This is a genomic window from Hymenobacter mellowenesis, assembly GCF_030581005.1.
Classification (GTDB): domain Bacteria; phylum Bacteroidota; class Bacteroidia; order Cytophagales; family Hymenobacteraceae; genus Hymenobacter; species Hymenobacter mellowenesis.
The window spans coordinates 130,021-143,439 of sequence record NZ_JAUQSX010000001.1; the positions used below are offsets into that span (position 1 = coordinate 130,021).

Genomic DNA, 13,419 nt, shown 5'->3' on the forward strand with positions numbered 1-13,419 from the left:
TTACCCTTTTCCAGAATTCATACGTATTTTTACGATTATAATTTTTCCAATGTATCAATCACCTGAAAATCCCGGGTGCGATTTCTTTATAAGAATATCTTGTTTGGCCCTTTTTAGCTTTCATTCCCATGACCTCGACTCTACCCTTCAGGATTTTTGTCATTGAAGACAACGAATGGTATGGCGAACTGCTCGTGTACCGGCTGAGCCAAAACCCCAACCACAGCGTGCAGCGCTTTACCACGGCCCGCGCCTGCCTCGACCATCTGGACGAAAAGCCGGATTTTATCACCCTCGACTATTCCCTGCCCGACGCCAAGGGCGAGCAGGTGCTGCGCCAGATAAAGGAGCGCCTGCCCGGCACCGAGGTGCTCGTCGTGTCGGGGCAGGAAGATGTGGGCACCGCCGTGAGCATGCTGCGCCAGGGCGCTTATGACTACCTGGTGAAGGACGAAAACACCTTGGACCGCCTGTGGAACATTGTGGGCAAAGTGGAGCAACAGGCCCGCCTGCGCCGCGAAAACAGCCAGCTCCGCCAGCAGATTGGGGCCCGCTACGGCGCGGGGCAGGCCATTCTGGGCGAGCACGCGTCCATTCAGCAGGTGCACACGCTCATTGCCAAAGCAGCCCGCACCACCATCACGGTGAGCGTGAGCGGCGAAACCGGCACTGGCAAAGAGCTGGTGGCCAAGGCCATTCACTTTCAGTCGACGCGGGCGGCGCTGCCGTTTGTGGCCGTCAACATGGCGGCCATTCCGCGCGAGCTGGTGGAAAGCGAGCTGTTTGGGCACGAAAAGGGCGCTTTCACGGGCGCCGTGGCGCGCCGGGTGGGCCGCCTGGAAGAAGCCAACGGCGGCACCCTCTTTCTGGACGAAATCGCCGACCTCGACCTGAGCCTGCAGGCCAAGCTGCTGCGCGTGCTGCAGGAGCGCGAGGTGACGCGCGTGGGCGGCAACCAGGCCGTGGCCTTCGATGTGCGCCTGATAGTGGCCACTCATCGCGACCTGCTGGCCGAGGTGCAGGCCGGCCGCTTCCGCGAAGACCTGTACTACCGCCTGCTGGGCCTGCCCATTGCCCTGCCGCCGCTGCGCCTGCGTGGCAACGACGTGCTGCTGCTGGCCGAAGTGTTTGTGCGCGACTTCTGCGCCCAGAACAACCTGCCGCCGCGCCTGCTCACCGACGGCGCCCGCGACTGCCTCAAGGCCCACCCCTTCCCTGGCAACGTGCGCGAGCTCAAGGCCGTGGTGGAGCTGGCCACCGTGCTGGCCGACGGCGAGCTGATTGAGGGCGACGACCTGCCCCTGCGCGCGGGCCGCACCACCATCGGCCCGGGCAGCCAGCTTTCGCTGCGCGAGCAAACCACGGCCATTGTGCAAAACTGCCTCGATGAGATGGAAGGCGACGTGCTGGCCGTGGCCGCCCGGTTGCGCATCGGCAAATCGACCATTTACCGAATGATACAGCAGCAGGATTTACACGTAAGCTGATGCGAAGCCTTGGGCTTTGCTACCTTGTCCCGGCGTTCTTCTGCCTAGCCTTCTTCCCATGATGCGTCGTTCCCGCTCTCCCCGCCTGGCCCGCCGAAAGGCCGTGCCCAGTAACTGGCGGGCGGCAGAGCGGGCGGCCCGCCTGGCGGGCGCCACCCAGCCAAGCGCCGAGCCGCCGGCCTTCGGCAACGGCTTGGCCGACAAGGTGCCGCTCATCCTGTTCAGCTACGACCTGCAGCGCCGCCAGCTGCTGCACTGCAACCAGTATTGCCAAACCGTGCTGGGCTACTCGGCCCGGGAACTGCTGGCCTTGGGCGCGCGCCTGAGCGTGACGATGCTGCACCCCGATTCGCTGATGCAGGCGCAGCTCAGCGACCTGCGCGCGCTGCTCGGCACCCAGCGGCCGCTGACCTGGGACTGCCGCATGCGGCACCGCGACGGCAGCTGGCGCTGGCTGCGCCTGCGCCTGCAAGCCAGCGCGCGGGGCACCCACGGCGACATCCGGGAGATAATGGGCAGTGCCGAGGACGTGACGCGCCACCGGGCCGCCGTGGAGGAACTGCGCCACAACCGCCACCTGCTGCGCCAAGTGGTGGATTTGGTGCCGAACCTGATTTACATCTACGACCTGCAGCAGGACCGCAACATCTACGCCAACCGCCGCATCGAGCTGGTGCTGGGCTATTCCAGCGAGGAGCTGCTGGCTTTTCCGCAGGGCACCCTGCTGCCCGGCCTGCTTTCGGCCGAAGAGCAGGAACGGCTGCGCACCCACTGGGCCGAGGTGGCGCGGCTGCCCGACGGCGAAATGCTGACTCTGGAATATGGCGCACACCACCGCAATGGGTCGGTGCGGTGGCTGCGCAGCACCCACACGCCGTTTGGGCGGGCCGCCAACGGCGAGGTGACCAGCATCATCGGGGTGGCCGAGGATATCACCGACCGGCGCACCACCGATGCCCACCGCCGCGCCGCCACCGCCCGCTTGGCCGAGCAGCACCGCCTGTTCCGGCAGGTCATTGACGCGCTGCCCCACCCCATCTACCTCAAAGACGGCCACGGCAACTACCTGCTGGCCAACCGCGCCATGGGCGCCCTCTATGGCCTGACGCCCGAAGAACTGGTGCGCTTTGAAGCAGCCAACCTGCCGGTCATGCTCAACAGCGGCGACACGGCCCGCTACATTGAGCAGGACCGGCAGGTGCTGGCCACCGGGCAGGACATGACCATCGAGGAATCGTACACCGACCTTGATGGTACCGTTTCGTGGTTCAGCAGCGTGAAGCGCCTGTTTGTGCGCGACGACGGCACGGCCCAGGTGCTGGGCCTGGATAGCAACATCACCGAACTGAAGCGCACCCAGCAGGCGCTGGAAAAAGCCATTGGCGATGCCCAGGTGGACGTGCAGGCCAAGGAAGACTTCCTGGCCAACATGAGCCACGAAATCCGCACGCCGCTGCACGGCATTCTGGGTCTGACCGGGGTCTTGTCGAAAACCACGCTCAGCCGCAGCCAGCACGACTACCTGCGGCTGCTGGGCGAGTCGGCCGAGCACTTGCTCACGGTGCTGAACGACGTGCTGACCACCGCCCGCCTCGGCGCAGGCAAGCTGCAGCCCGAAACCACGCCCTTCAACCCCGCCACGCTGCTGAGCGGCTGCGCGGCCCTGTTGCGGCCCCGGGCCCGCGAAAAAGGCCTGCGCCTGCGCATCGACAAGCCCGCCCGGCTGCCCGAGGTGCTCGGCGATGCCCACCGGCTGCGGCAAGTGCTGCTCAACCTGGTCAGCAACGCCATCAAGTTCACCGAAACCGGGCAGGTGCGCCTGCGCTGCCGCCTGGTGCCCGCCCCCCGGCAGCACGCCGAGCCCGCCGATACGGTGTGGCTGCAGTTCATGGTGAGCGATACCGGCGTGGGCATTGCTCCCGAAACCCTGGACAAAATATTCGAGCCCTTTGCCCAGGCCGCCGCCAGCACCGACCGCGAATACGGCGGCTCGGGCCTGGGCCTGAGCATTTCCGAAGGCTTGGTACGCCTGATGGGCGGCACCCTGCGCGTGAGCAGCCTGCTAAACCAGGGCAGCACCTTCGCCTTCACGCTGGCGCTGCCGCAGGTGCCGGAAGTGGCCCCGCCGCCCGCGCCCACCACTGCGCCGCCCTCCGAAGCCGAAGCCGGCCGCATCCTGCTCGTGGAAGACAACTTGGTGAACAGCTTGCTGGCCGAAACTGTGCTCCGCAACTGGGGCTGGCAGGTGACCACCGCCGCCAGCGGCCCGGCGGCCATTCAGCTCTTTGAACACCGTCCCTTCGACCTTGTGCTGATGGACATCCAGATGCCCGGCATGGACGGCGAAACCACCGCCCGCGCCCTGCGCCAGCACCCCGATGCCGCCCGCGCCGCCACGCCCATCATTGCCCTCACGGCCCGCGCCCAGGCCGGCGAGGCCGAACGCCTGATGGCCGGCGGCTTCGACGGCTACCTTTCCAAACCCTACCGCGAAGAACAGCTCCTCGAAACCATGCGCGCCGTGCTGGCCCGCCACGCCGCCGCCGAACCAACCGTCACTTACCATACTTCTCACGCCATGCCTTCTGCAAAACCCCTTTACGACCTGAGCAATGTGCGCCAGCTGGTGCGCAACGACGAAACCATTGTGCGCCGCCTGGCCTGGGCGTTCATCGAAACCACGCCCGCCATCCTCACCGCCCTCGACGAGGCCCTGGTCAAGCCCGACTGGGAAGCCGTGGGCGACGCCGCTCACCACCTCAAAAGCTCGCTCGATGGCCTGGGTGTGGAAAGCCTGCGCCACGTCATCCGCGAGATTGAGAGCTATGGCGAGGCGCCCCCCGCCCCCGCACAGGCGGCCCGCCAGATTGCCCAGGTGCGCGCCGTGACCGAGGAGGTGATGGCCGGCCTGCGCGCCGAGTTTCCGGAGCAAGCCTAGGCGCCGCACCGGCACCCCGGCTGGCCCCGCCACTTCAGCCAAAATGCCCAAATCTTGTTGAAACCTGCCCCGGCTATTTGGGGTTGAATACGCAACGGCAGCTCCCCGACCGGAGCGGCTTCTCATCCACCCGCTTTTTCGTCTTATTTATGTTCTTGTTCATGCTCGGCCTCCTCGTCATCACGGCCATCCTCGCTTACAGCACCGTTGCGGATGTAAAAGAAATGCTCGTTCCCGAACCGGTTCGGGTGAAGTAGCTTCCCTTCTGTTGACCTTGTGATAAATAAAAAAAGCAGCCCGAAAGCTGCTTTTTTTGTTGCTTTTGCAAAGCCGGCGAGCCGGCAAAACAGGTTGTTAGCGAATGACCAGCTTGCACATCTGGCTGGTGTTGTCCGACTCGAGGCGCACGTAGTAGAGGCCGTTGGTGAACTTGCTCAGGTCAAGCATTTTGGTGTACCGGTCGTTGAGCTCCGTCAGCGTTTCGCGGTACATCACCGAGCCGATAACGTTGAGTACGCTCAGCTCGACTTTTTTGCCCTGCAGGTTATTGATGGTGAGGTGCACGATGCCGGTGCTGGGGTTGGGGTACACCACCAGGGTTTTCTCGTCGGCGCCGGGCTTGCTGCCTTGCTGGCCAGGGCGGTGCATGGTGGCCGCAGCCGCGTTGGGCAGAGAGCCGAGCATGGAGCCAATGCTCAGGCAGGCACATAGTAACAGGGACAGAAAGTAGCGTTGCATCATAGTATAGTTAGCGGGTGGGGAAAGGAACGCAGAGCGTAGAAGGAATAACGAAAAGTGTTGATTTTAGTTGGACAAAGATACGGCGGTTAATTTGTCGGGCCACTTGTAATATACCGAAACCTCGATGAAGTACGGCGTTTTCACTTCCACAGTTCTTCTTTTGCCGACCAACTAAGTGGATATTACCCTGATTGGCGGTGGCCTGGCCGGCTTGGCGGCCGCCTTGGACCTGGCCCAGCGCGGCCACCGCGTGGCCCTGGTGGAGCGCAAGCAGTACCCCTTCCATAAGGTGTGCGGCGAGTACGTGAGCAACGAAGTGCTGCCCTACCTGCGCCGCCTCGGGGCCGACCCGGCGGCGCTGGGGCCAGCCGCCATCACGCAGTTTCTGCTCTCGTCGCCGGGCGGGCGCACCCTCACGGCGCCGCTCGATTTGGGCGGTTTTGGCGTGAGCCGCTTCGTGTTGGATGATTTTCTGTACCAACTGGCCGTGGCGCGGGGCGTGACCTTCTATTTGAAAAGCACGGTGACCGACGTGGCCTTCGACGCCGCCGCCGACCAGCACGTGGTGTCGCTGGCCGACGGCCGGCAATTGACGGCGCGCGTGGTGCTGGGCACCTACGGCAAGCGTGCCAACCTCGACCGGCAGCTGCAGCGCGGTTTTTTTGGGCAACGCTCGCCCTATCTGGGCGTTAAATACCACCTGCGCCTGCCCGGCTTTGCGCGCGACGTGATTGCGCTGCACAACTTCGCCGACGGCTACGCGGGCATCTCGGCCATTGAGGCCGACAAGCTGTGCTTCTGCTACCTCACCACCCGCGAAAACCTGCGCCGCCACGGCACCATCCCGGCCATGGAAGCCGAGGTTTTAGCCAAGAACCCGCGACTGCGCGAGATTCTGGGCGCGGCCGAGGTGCTGTATCCGCAGCCGGAGGTAATTAATGAGATTTCCTTCGCGCCGAAGCAGCCCGTGGAGCAGCATATTTTGATGGTGGGCGACGCGGCTGGCCTTATCACGCCGCTGTGCGGCAACGGCATGGCCATGGCCCTGCATGGCGCGGCGCTGGCAGCAGCGGCGACGCACGACTTCCTGACCCGAAAAACCACGCGGGCGGGCATGGAAACAGCCTATGCGCGGGCCTGGCAGGCGCAGTTTGGGGCGCGGCTGCGGGTGGGGCGGGCGGTGCAGCGTCTATTTGGCGGGCCGGTGCTGAGCGAGTTGGTGGTGGGCGGCCTGCGCCACTGGCCCGGCGCGGTGCAGGCGCTGATGCAGCGCACCCACGGCGCGGAATTCTGAAATTTTAAGTAGTAAGTAGTGAGTAACAAGTGGTAAGAGCTTGGTTAATTAAGACGTAAATTCTATTCGCTGCTTGTTACTTACTACTTGATTCTTACTACTTGCTCAGCCACGCCAAAAAGTTATTAACCCGATTTTAATCCGGCGGCGCGCAAAACCAGTTGTTCTCCCGTAAATAGGGCTTGCCAAGGCGCGGAAACCTTTTCCGGGCGGCGGCCCTCCCCTTTCGCCCGTAATTTTTTTCGGCATGCCGAGTTACTTAGGTGCCATTGGCACCGCCAATCCTGTCCACCGCATCGCCCAGCCGCAGATAGCCGAGTTTATGGCCGGGGCGCTGGGCTTTGGCGAGGCCGACACGCGCAAGCTGCGGGCACTGTACCGCGTGTCGGGCATCGAACACCGCTACTCGGTGCTGCCCGATTACGGCCGCACCAACGGCGACTACACGTTTTTCCCGAACACGCCCGACCTGGAGCCCTTCCCAACCGTGGGCCAGCGCATGGCCGTGTACCGCCGCGAGGCCCTGCCGCTGGCCGTGGAAGCCGTGCGCAACAGCCTGAAACAAGTGCCGGATGTGGTCGTGGGCAGCATCACGCACCTCGTAACAGTGAGCTGCACGGGCATGTACGCGCCGGGGCTGGACATTGAGCTGGTGCAGGCCCTGGGCTTGCGGAATGACGTGCGCCGCACCTGCGTGAACTTTATGGGCTGCTACGCGGCCGTGAACGCCGTGAAGCTAGCCGACGCCTTTTGCCAGGCCGATGCCAACGCCCGTGTGCTCATCGTGAGCGTGGAGCTGTGCACGCTGCACTTCCAGAAAAGCCGGGAGGAAGACCATCTGGTGAGCAACGCGCTGTTTGGCGACGGCGCGGCCGCCTGCTTGGTGCAGGCCGTGCCGCTGCCCAACGAGGCGCCCAGCCTGGCCCTGCAGGGCTTCCATTGCGGCCTGGAGCCCGACGGCCACGACGACATGGCCTGGCACATCAACGATTTCGGGTTTGAGATGACGCTGAGCAGCTACGTGCCCAAGCTCATTCAGCGCGGCATCCGCAAGCTGACCGATGGGCTGCTGGAAAGCCTGCCGGTGCAGCTGGGCGACGTACGGCACTTCGCCATCCATCCCGGCGGGCGCAAGATTCTCGAAACCATCGAAACCGAGCTGGGCCTGACCCGCGACGACAACCGCCACGCCTACCGCGTGCTGCGCGACTACGGCAACATGTCGTCGGCCACGGTGCTGTTTGTGCTGCGCGACGTGCTGGCCGCCGCCACGCCCGCCGACCACGGCGCGCCGGTGCTCAGCTTCGCCTTCGGCCCGGGCCTGACGATGGAGGCCATGCTGCTGGAGGTTTCATTTAACAATTATCATTCAACATTTAACAAGCAGGAATCCAAGGCTGAAGCCAATACAGCATTAGCGGAAACTCCTTCGGACGTTGCGGCTCAATCAGAACTGCTAAATGTTAATTGATAGATGTTAAATGAAAGAGCTTCCGGCCCGGAGTTGATGGACGACCTGACGCTGGCCTCCGACGCCCTGCGCCAGAACCTGGATGAGCTGGAAACCATCAATACCTGGCTGGGCGGCTACGCGCCGGTGCTGGATGCGCTTAGCCGGTTGCGGCCCTACTTCCCGGCTGGGCGGCCCCTGCGCGTGGCCGACCTGGGCAGCGGCGGCGGCGACACACTGCGCCAGATAGCCCGCTGGGCCCGCAAAAAAGGCGTGGCGGTAGAGTTGACTGGCATCGACGCCAACGAATTCATGCTGGAATACGCGGCCGATAAAAGCCAGGCTTTTCCTGAAATTAATTACCGGCAGTTCGATATTTTCTCGCCCGGGTTTCAGTCCCAACCCTACGATGTGCTGACGTGCAGCCTGTTTTGCCATCATTTCAGCGACGAGGAGCTGGTGACACTGCTGCGGCAATGGCAGCAACAGGCGCAGGTGGCCGTCGTCATCAACGACCTGCATCGGCACTGGCTGGCTTATCACAGCATCAAGTGGCTGACGCGGCTGCTGGGCGGCTCCTACTTGGTGCGGCACGACGCGCCGCTGTCGGTGGCCCGCGCGTTTCGGCGTGAAGACTGGGTCGCGCTGCTGTCCCAGGCTGGCATCCGGCGCTACGAGCTGCGCTGGCGCTGGGCGTTTCGGTGGCAGCTGGTGCTGCTGAAATAACCAGGACGTCATGCAGCGCGCAGCAAAGCATTTCGCGTGCCGAATTAATTCTGACGATTGGATTACTACCACACGCGAGATGCTTCGCTGCGCGCCGCATGACGTTCAGCCCCACAAACCTGCCGCCACCCGAAACGTGTTAGCGTGCGCCTCCACGATGTCGGCGATGCGCTCAGAGTAGCCGCCGCCCATGCACACCACTACGGGCAGCTGGTGCTGGTGGCAGGCGCCAAGCACGAGCTCATCGCGCCGGCGGCAGCCTTCGCGGGTGAGGGCGAGGTGGCCCAGCTTGTCGGTGGCCAGCACGTCGACGCCAGCGAGGTAGAACACAAAATTGGGGCGCACGTCGGTTAGCAGGCGCGAGAGCGTGTCACTCAGCAGCTTCAGATACTGGGTGTCGTCGGTGCCGTCGGGCAGGGGGAGGTCGAGGTCGGACTGCTCTTTGCGGGCGGGGTAGTTGCGGGCCCCGTGCATAGAGAAGGTGAACACGCGCGGCTCGTCCCGGAAAATGGCGGCCGTGCCGTTGCCCTGGTGCACATCGAGGTCGACGATGAGGACCTGACGGGCGTGGCCGTGGGCGAGCAGCCACGCAGCCGCGGCGGCCTGGTCATTCAGCAGGCAAAAGCCCTCGCCCCGGTCGCGGAAGGCGTGGTGCGTGCCGCCCGCGATATTGAAGGCCACGCCGTGCGCGAGGGCCCGGCGGGCGCACTCAATGGTGCCGCCCAGGATGGTGATTTCGCGCTCAAACAGCTCCGGCGACCATGGGAAGCCGGTGGCCCGCTCCTCCTGCCGGCTGAGCTGGCCGAGGCGTAGGCGCTGGTAGTAGCCGGCATCGTGCACGCGCAAAATGTCCTCATCGGGCGGGGGCTGGGCCACGAAGAAATCGGCCGGCGTGGCGGTGCCTTCGTGCAGGAGCTGCTCGGGCAGCAGCTCGTACTTGAGCATGGGGAAGCGGTGGCCGGCGGGCAGGGCGTGGGCGTAATTGGGGGCGAAGGCAATGGACAGCATCGGGCAGCTAACGAAATAAGCGCTGTGGTGGCCGGCCGGGGCTTTATCTTACGGCAGTTTCGCAGAAGCGAGGTCATAGCCGGCAAGGCCTGTTCACGCCGGATGCCTCCGCTGCTTCAACGATTCCGTTCAACGGCGGGCGAGGGCGAGCCCTGCCGGGTACGCCCCCGCCCCTACCTCGTGCAGATACCCCCGCCGCTCCGGCCATGAAACTGGAATTTGAGCCCATTCAGCCCACGCCGGGCAACTCCTTCACGCTACGCCACTACACCCAGGCGCGCGACCGGAGCATTGTGTGGCACTACCACCCCGAGTATGAGCTGGTGTACATCCCGCGGGGCAGCGGGCGGCGGCACATCGGCCAGCACGCCTCGCACTACGCCGGCGGCGAGCTGGTGTTCATCGGCCCCAATCTGCCGCACCTAAGCTTCAGCTACGAGCAGGAAGGGGCCTTCGAGCAGGTGGTGTTGCAGCTGCGCGAAGATTTTATGGGCGAAAACTTCCTGGAGCGGCCCGAGCTGGCGGCCGTGCGGGAGCTGTTCCGGCGGTCGCGGCAGGGGCTCACCTTTGGGGCGGCCACGCGCGCGGCGGTGGGCCCGGCGCTGCACCAGATGCTGACGCAGCCGCCCCCCACGCGGCTGCTCACGCTGCTGCAGGTGCTCTACCAGCTGGCCGCCGCCCCCGACGCCACCGAGCTGCACGCCGACCTGGGCCTATCCGCCGCGCAGGCCCGGGACCAGCAGCGCCTCCAGCGCGTGTACGCGCACATCGAGCAGCACTTTGCCGAGCCCATCACCGTGCAGCAGATGGCCGCCCTCACCTTCCTGACCGTGCCCGCCTTTTGCCGCTACCTCAAGAAAATGACCGGCCAGACCCTCACCACCCTGCTGCAGGAATACCGCATCAGCCAGGCCCGGCTGTTACTATTGCAGGGCCGGCCGGTGGCCGGGGTTGGCTTCGCCACGGGCTTCAACAACCTCTCGCACTTCAACCGCACCTTCCGCAAGCTCACTGGCCAGCGGCCCTCGGACTACCACCGGCCGCCAACGGGCCAGAAGCCAGATAGCATATAAAACGATGTAAGACGGGGTCGTTCTATGTGCCCCTCAAACTGCCCCAATCATTTAGCCGGCGCTTCTTCCGGCTTGCTTAGCAGCTTCAGGGCGAGAATGATGCCGGCTAGCACGGCCGTGATGCCGTTGGCAATGAGCACCGGCAGGTTATGGATAGACAGGGCGTAGCCCACCCACAGCAGCGTGCCCACAAACAGCATCAGGTAGGTGGGCAGCGACAGGCTGGCGGTGGAGCGCGTGGTGATGGTTTTGTAGGCCTGCGGGATGTAGGCAGCCGTGGTAAAAAAGGCCGCCAGCAGGCCCAGCAATGAGATAAACGTCATGCGGGAAAGGATAAGTGTAGAAGAATTGCCAGCGGCGAAACGGGCCGGCGGCCGGGCGCAGGATTACGAAAAAGCCTGGTTTATCAGGACCAGGCTTTCGTGTAAAAATGAACGTGGGGGATTCGGCGAAGCAGGTACACTTTGAGGTACCGCAGGGCGCGCTGGCCGTCTTCGGCCGTGAGCTGCCAAACATATGGAATGTACATAGAATGAGTATTTAACGTGAAATCAGGGCAGCCCCATCCGGGGCCTCCATTGCTGACACTACCCTGAAGAAGAATGGAGCTGCGGCGCGGGTGGGAGGAAGGGGCGCAGCGACAGGGCACGACAGGCACCTGCAAACGAAACACAAAGGTAGCGGGCACCGGACACGGCCATCGCCACGGCATTGGCCACTTCTGGCACTGCATTAACCACTTTCTCAGCCTGCTTAAGATAAGCCCGAAAACCGGGCTAAACCACTTGCACCAAATGATATAATCGGGAGCGGAGGCCAGCCAACAGCAGCCGCGCTGGGGTTGCCTTTGGAGCAGGCATTGGGGGAGGGCGTCAAAAAGGCCGAGCTATGTCGCAAGTTTACGTCATTGTATGTCGTATATTTACGTCATAATTCATTCAGCGGCTTCACTTCGGCCCGATTCGCTGCGCTCACCTCGCTTCCAACGTTATGACCTACGCCAAAACCGCTGCCTTCACCGCCGGGCAGCAGCAGCTGGCCCGCGTGGCCAAGGCCCTGGCGCACCCCGCGCGGGTGGCCATTATTCAGCTGCTGGCGAGCAAGAAAACCTGCATCTCCGGCGACATCGCGGCCGAGCTGCCGCTCTCGCGCACCACTGTGTCGCAGCACCTGCAGGAGCTGAAGGCACTAGACTTGATTCGCGGTGAGATTGACGGGCTCACGGTGTGCTACTGCCTCAATACCGCGCTGCTGCGGCAGGTGCAGCAGCAGTTCAGCGCCTTTTTCGCGGAGGCCAGCGCTGGCACGGCCTGCGGGCCGGATGACGCCTGCGCCTGCTAAACTTTTCATTCAACCAAAACCACTCCAGCCATGAAAATTTCGGAAATGAAGCAGGCCCTGGCGGGCCTGGATGCCGTCAACTTCCAGCTGCCCGACGGCAGCTTTCTTCCCTCCCATTTCCACGTGACGGAAGTGGGGCTGGTGAGCAAGCATTTCATCGATTGCGGCGGCGTGGAGCGGCGCGAAACGGTGGCCAACTTCCAGCTCTGGGAGGCCGGCGACTACGACCACCGGCTGGCCCCGCAGAAGTTTCTGCACATCCTGAAGCTGTCGGAGAAAATTCTGGGCCGCGAGGACCTGAACATTGAGGTGGAATACCAGCAGGCCACCATCGGCAAGTTCGGACTGCGTTTTGATGGTCAGCATTTCGTGCTCACCACCAAGCAAACGGCCTGCCTGGCCCAGGACGCCTGCGGCGTTCCGGCCGGCCAGTTTGCCCTGCCCCAACTACAAGTGGCCGGCTGCACACCCAGCGGCGGGTGCTGCTAGATTAACCACCAGTCGTTCTTTCGCGCCATGACCATTGCCTTTTTCTCCGACGTGCACGGCAACCTGCCGGCCTTGCAAGCCGTGCTGGGCGATATGGAGCAGCGCCGGCCCGATATGATTTTCTGCCTCGGCGACCTGGTGGGCTACGCGCCCTGGCCCAACGAGGTGGTGAACGAGGTGCGCCGCCGCGGCATTCCCACCCTGGCCGGCAACTATGACCAGGGCATCGGGCTGGCCAGCAGCAACTGCGGCTGCGCCTACAAAACCGACGCAGACAAAGCCCTCGGCGCCCAAAGTATTGCCTACACCAATGCCGTGGTGGGTGACGATGAACGCCGTTATCTGCGCCTGCTGCCCAAGCATATGCGCCTCGATTTTGAGGACGAGCCCTGCACGCTGAGCCTGCTGATGGTGCACGGTTCGCCCCGCAAAATCAACGAGTACCTGTTTGAGGACCGGCCCGAGGCCAGTTTCCTGCGGGTGCTGGCCGAGGCCCGCGCCGATATCCTGCTGTTTGGCCACACCCACAAGCCCTTCCACCGCACCTTCGCCTACGAGCACGCGGGCGAAACCCGCTACCGCCACGCCCTCAACATCGGCTCGGTGGGCAAGCCCAAGGACGGCGACCCGCGCGCCGCCTACCAGTTGCTGCACCTCGATGAGAACACCCGGCTAACCGACCCCGCCAGCGTGCGCTCGGAACTGGTTCGGGTGGAGTACGACGTGGAGCAGGCGGCGCGGGCCGTGGAGGCCTCGCCCCTGCCCAACGAGTACGCCGACATGCTGTGCCGGGCGTATTAGGGCCCGGCGCCTGCCGTAGCTGGTGCGCGGCGGCCGCGTTGCCGTAGACTTTTCATAACTTGAAGCGGGTT

The 13,419-nt window shown here is 63.9% G+C and carries 12 protein-coding genes; 9 read left to right on the plus strand and 3 right to left on the minus strand.

The window, feature by feature from the left end; translation table 11 throughout:
- The first annotated feature begins 128 nt into the window (after positions 1-128).
- Positions 129-1,487: a sigma-54-dependent transcriptional regulator gene (locus Q5H92_RS00560; protein WP_305009504.1), complete on the plus strand. Its 1,359-nt coding sequence runs from the start codon at positions 129-131 to the stop codon at positions 1,485-1,487.
- A gap of 58 nt (positions 1,488-1,545) precedes the next feature.
- Entirely contained in the window at positions 1,546-4,425 is a 2,880-nt protein-coding gene (locus tag Q5H92_RS00565) for a PAS domain-containing hybrid sensor histidine kinase/response regulator (RefSeq protein WP_305009505.1), read from the plus strand.
- Positions 4,426-4,779: 354 nt separating this feature from the next.
- Here the strand turns inward: Q5H92_RS00565 and Q5H92_RS00570 are convergent, their stop codons facing one another.
- Entirely contained in the window at positions 4,780-5,166 is a 387-nt protein-coding gene (locus tag Q5H92_RS00570; RefSeq protein WP_305009506.1) for a T9SS type A sorting domain-containing protein, read from the minus strand.
- Between the two features lie 175 nt (positions 5,167-5,341).
- Between Q5H92_RS00570 and Q5H92_RS00575 the strand changes: the two genes are divergently transcribed.
- The 3 genes from Q5H92_RS00575 to Q5H92_RS00585 all read left to right on the plus strand — a co-directional run bounded on the left by Q5H92_RS00575 (position 5,342) and on the right by Q5H92_RS00585 (position 8,636).
- On the plus strand, positions 5,342-6,460 hold the full coding sequence (locus Q5H92_RS00575) for an NAD(P)/FAD-dependent oxidoreductase (protein WP_305009507.1): 1,119 nt from the start codon (positions 5,342-5,344) through the stop codon (positions 6,458-6,460).
- A gap of 247 nt (positions 6,461-6,707) precedes the next feature.
- Complete coding sequence (locus tag Q5H92_RS00580; RefSeq protein ID WP_305009508.1) at positions 6,708-7,931, plus strand: type III polyketide synthase; 1,224 nt, start codon at positions 6,708-6,710, stop codon at positions 7,929-7,931.
- Positions 7,932-7,934: 3 nt separating this feature from the next.
- Positions 7,935-8,636 (plus strand): methyltransferase domain-containing protein, encoded by a 702-nt coding sequence (locus tag Q5H92_RS00585; protein ID WP_305009509.1) that lies wholly within the window; start codon positions 7,935-7,937, stop codon positions 8,634-8,636.
- A gap of 105 nt (positions 8,637-8,741) precedes the next feature.
- Here the strand turns inward: Q5H92_RS00585 and Q5H92_RS00590 are convergent, their stop codons facing one another.
- Positions 8,742-9,644 carry a histone deacetylase family protein gene (locus tag Q5H92_RS00590; RefSeq protein WP_305009510.1) on the minus strand — a complete coding sequence of 301 codons (903 nt, stop codon included), beginning with the start codon at positions 9,642-9,644 and terminating at the stop codon, positions 8,742-8,744.
- Between the two features lie 206 nt (positions 9,645-9,850).
- Between Q5H92_RS00590 and Q5H92_RS00595 the strand changes: the two genes are divergently transcribed.
- Positions 9,851-10,717 carry an AraC family transcriptional regulator gene (locus Q5H92_RS00595; RefSeq protein WP_305009511.1) on the plus strand — a complete coding sequence of 289 codons (867 nt, stop codon included), beginning with the start codon at positions 9,851-9,853 and terminating at the stop codon, positions 10,715-10,717.
- Between the two features lie 47 nt (positions 10,718-10,764).
- Here the strand turns inward: Q5H92_RS00595 and Q5H92_RS00600 are convergent, their stop codons facing one another.
- On the minus strand, positions 10,765-11,040 hold the full coding sequence (locus tag Q5H92_RS00600) for a SemiSWEET family sugar transporter (protein WP_305009512.1): 276 nt from the start codon (positions 11,038-11,040) through the stop codon (positions 10,765-10,767).
- Positions 11,041-11,707: 667 nt separating this feature from the next.
- Here Q5H92_RS00600 and Q5H92_RS00605 point away from each other — a divergent pair.
- Genes Q5H92_RS00605 through Q5H92_RS00615 form a run of 3 tightly spaced genes read left to right on the plus strand, consistent with a single transcriptional unit; the run spans position 11,708 to position 13,348 of the window.
- Positions 11,708-12,058 (plus strand): ArsR/SmtB family transcription factor, encoded by a 351-nt coding sequence (locus Q5H92_RS00605; protein WP_305009514.1) that lies wholly within the window; start codon positions 11,708-11,710, stop codon positions 12,056-12,058.
- A gap of 30 nt (positions 12,059-12,088) precedes the next feature.
- The gene (locus tag Q5H92_RS00610) at positions 12,089-12,547 is read left to right on the plus strand and encodes a DUF6428 family protein (protein ID WP_305009515.1); all 459 of its coding nucleotides are present in this window, start codon (positions 12,089-12,091) and stop codon (positions 12,545-12,547) included.
- 27 nt (positions 12,548-12,574) lie between these two features.
- Positions 12,575-13,348, plus strand: a complete 774-nt coding sequence (locus Q5H92_RS00615) for a metallophosphoesterase family protein (protein ID WP_305009516.1) — start codon at positions 12,575-12,577, stop codon at positions 13,346-13,348.
- Positions 13,349-13,419 lie beyond the last annotated feature (71 nt).

Bases quoted from the DNA above. Each gene is read 5' to 3' on its own strand.
- Q5H92_RS00610 (WP_305009515.1), top strand. From the start codon at position 12,089: ATGAAAATTTCGGAAATGAAGCAGGCCCTGGCGGGCCTGGATGCCGTC.
- Q5H92_RS00600 (WP_305009512.1), bottom strand. From the start codon at position 11,040: ATGACGTTTATCTCATTGCTGGGCCTGCTGGCGGCCTTTTTTACCACG.
- Q5H92_RS00615 (WP_305009516.1), top strand. From the start codon at position 12,575: ATGACCATTGCCTTTTTCTCCGACGTGCACGGCAACCTGCCGGCCTTG.
- Q5H92_RS00590 (WP_305009510.1), bottom strand. From the start codon at position 9,644: ATGCTGTCCATTGCCTTCGCCCCCAATTACGCCCACGCCCTGCCCGCC.
- Q5H92_RS00560 (WP_305009504.1), top strand. From the start codon at position 129: ATGACCTCGACTCTACCCTTCAGGATTTTTGTCATTGAAGACAACGAA.
- Q5H92_RS00585 (WP_305009509.1), top strand. From the start codon at position 7,935: ATGTTAAATGAAAGAGCTTCCGGCCCGGAGTTGATGGACGACCTGACG.
- Q5H92_RS00595 (WP_305009511.1), top strand. From the start codon at position 9,851: ATGAAACTGGAATTTGAGCCCATTCAGCCCACGCCGGGCAACTCCTTC.
- Q5H92_RS00605 (WP_305009514.1), top strand. From the start codon at position 11,708: ATGACCTACGCCAAAACCGCTGCCTTCACCGCCGGGCAGCAGCAGCTG.
- Q5H92_RS00580 (WP_305009508.1), top strand. From the start codon at position 6,708: ATGCCGAGTTACTTAGGTGCCATTGGCACCGCCAATCCTGTCCACCGC.
- Q5H92_RS00570 (WP_305009506.1), bottom strand. From the start codon at position 5,166: ATGATGCAACGCTACTTTCTGTCCCTGTTACTATGTGCCTGCCTGAGC.
- Q5H92_RS00565 (WP_305009505.1), top strand. From the start codon at position 1,546: ATGATGCGTCGTTCCCGCTCTCCCCGCCTGGCCCGCCGAAAGGCCGTG.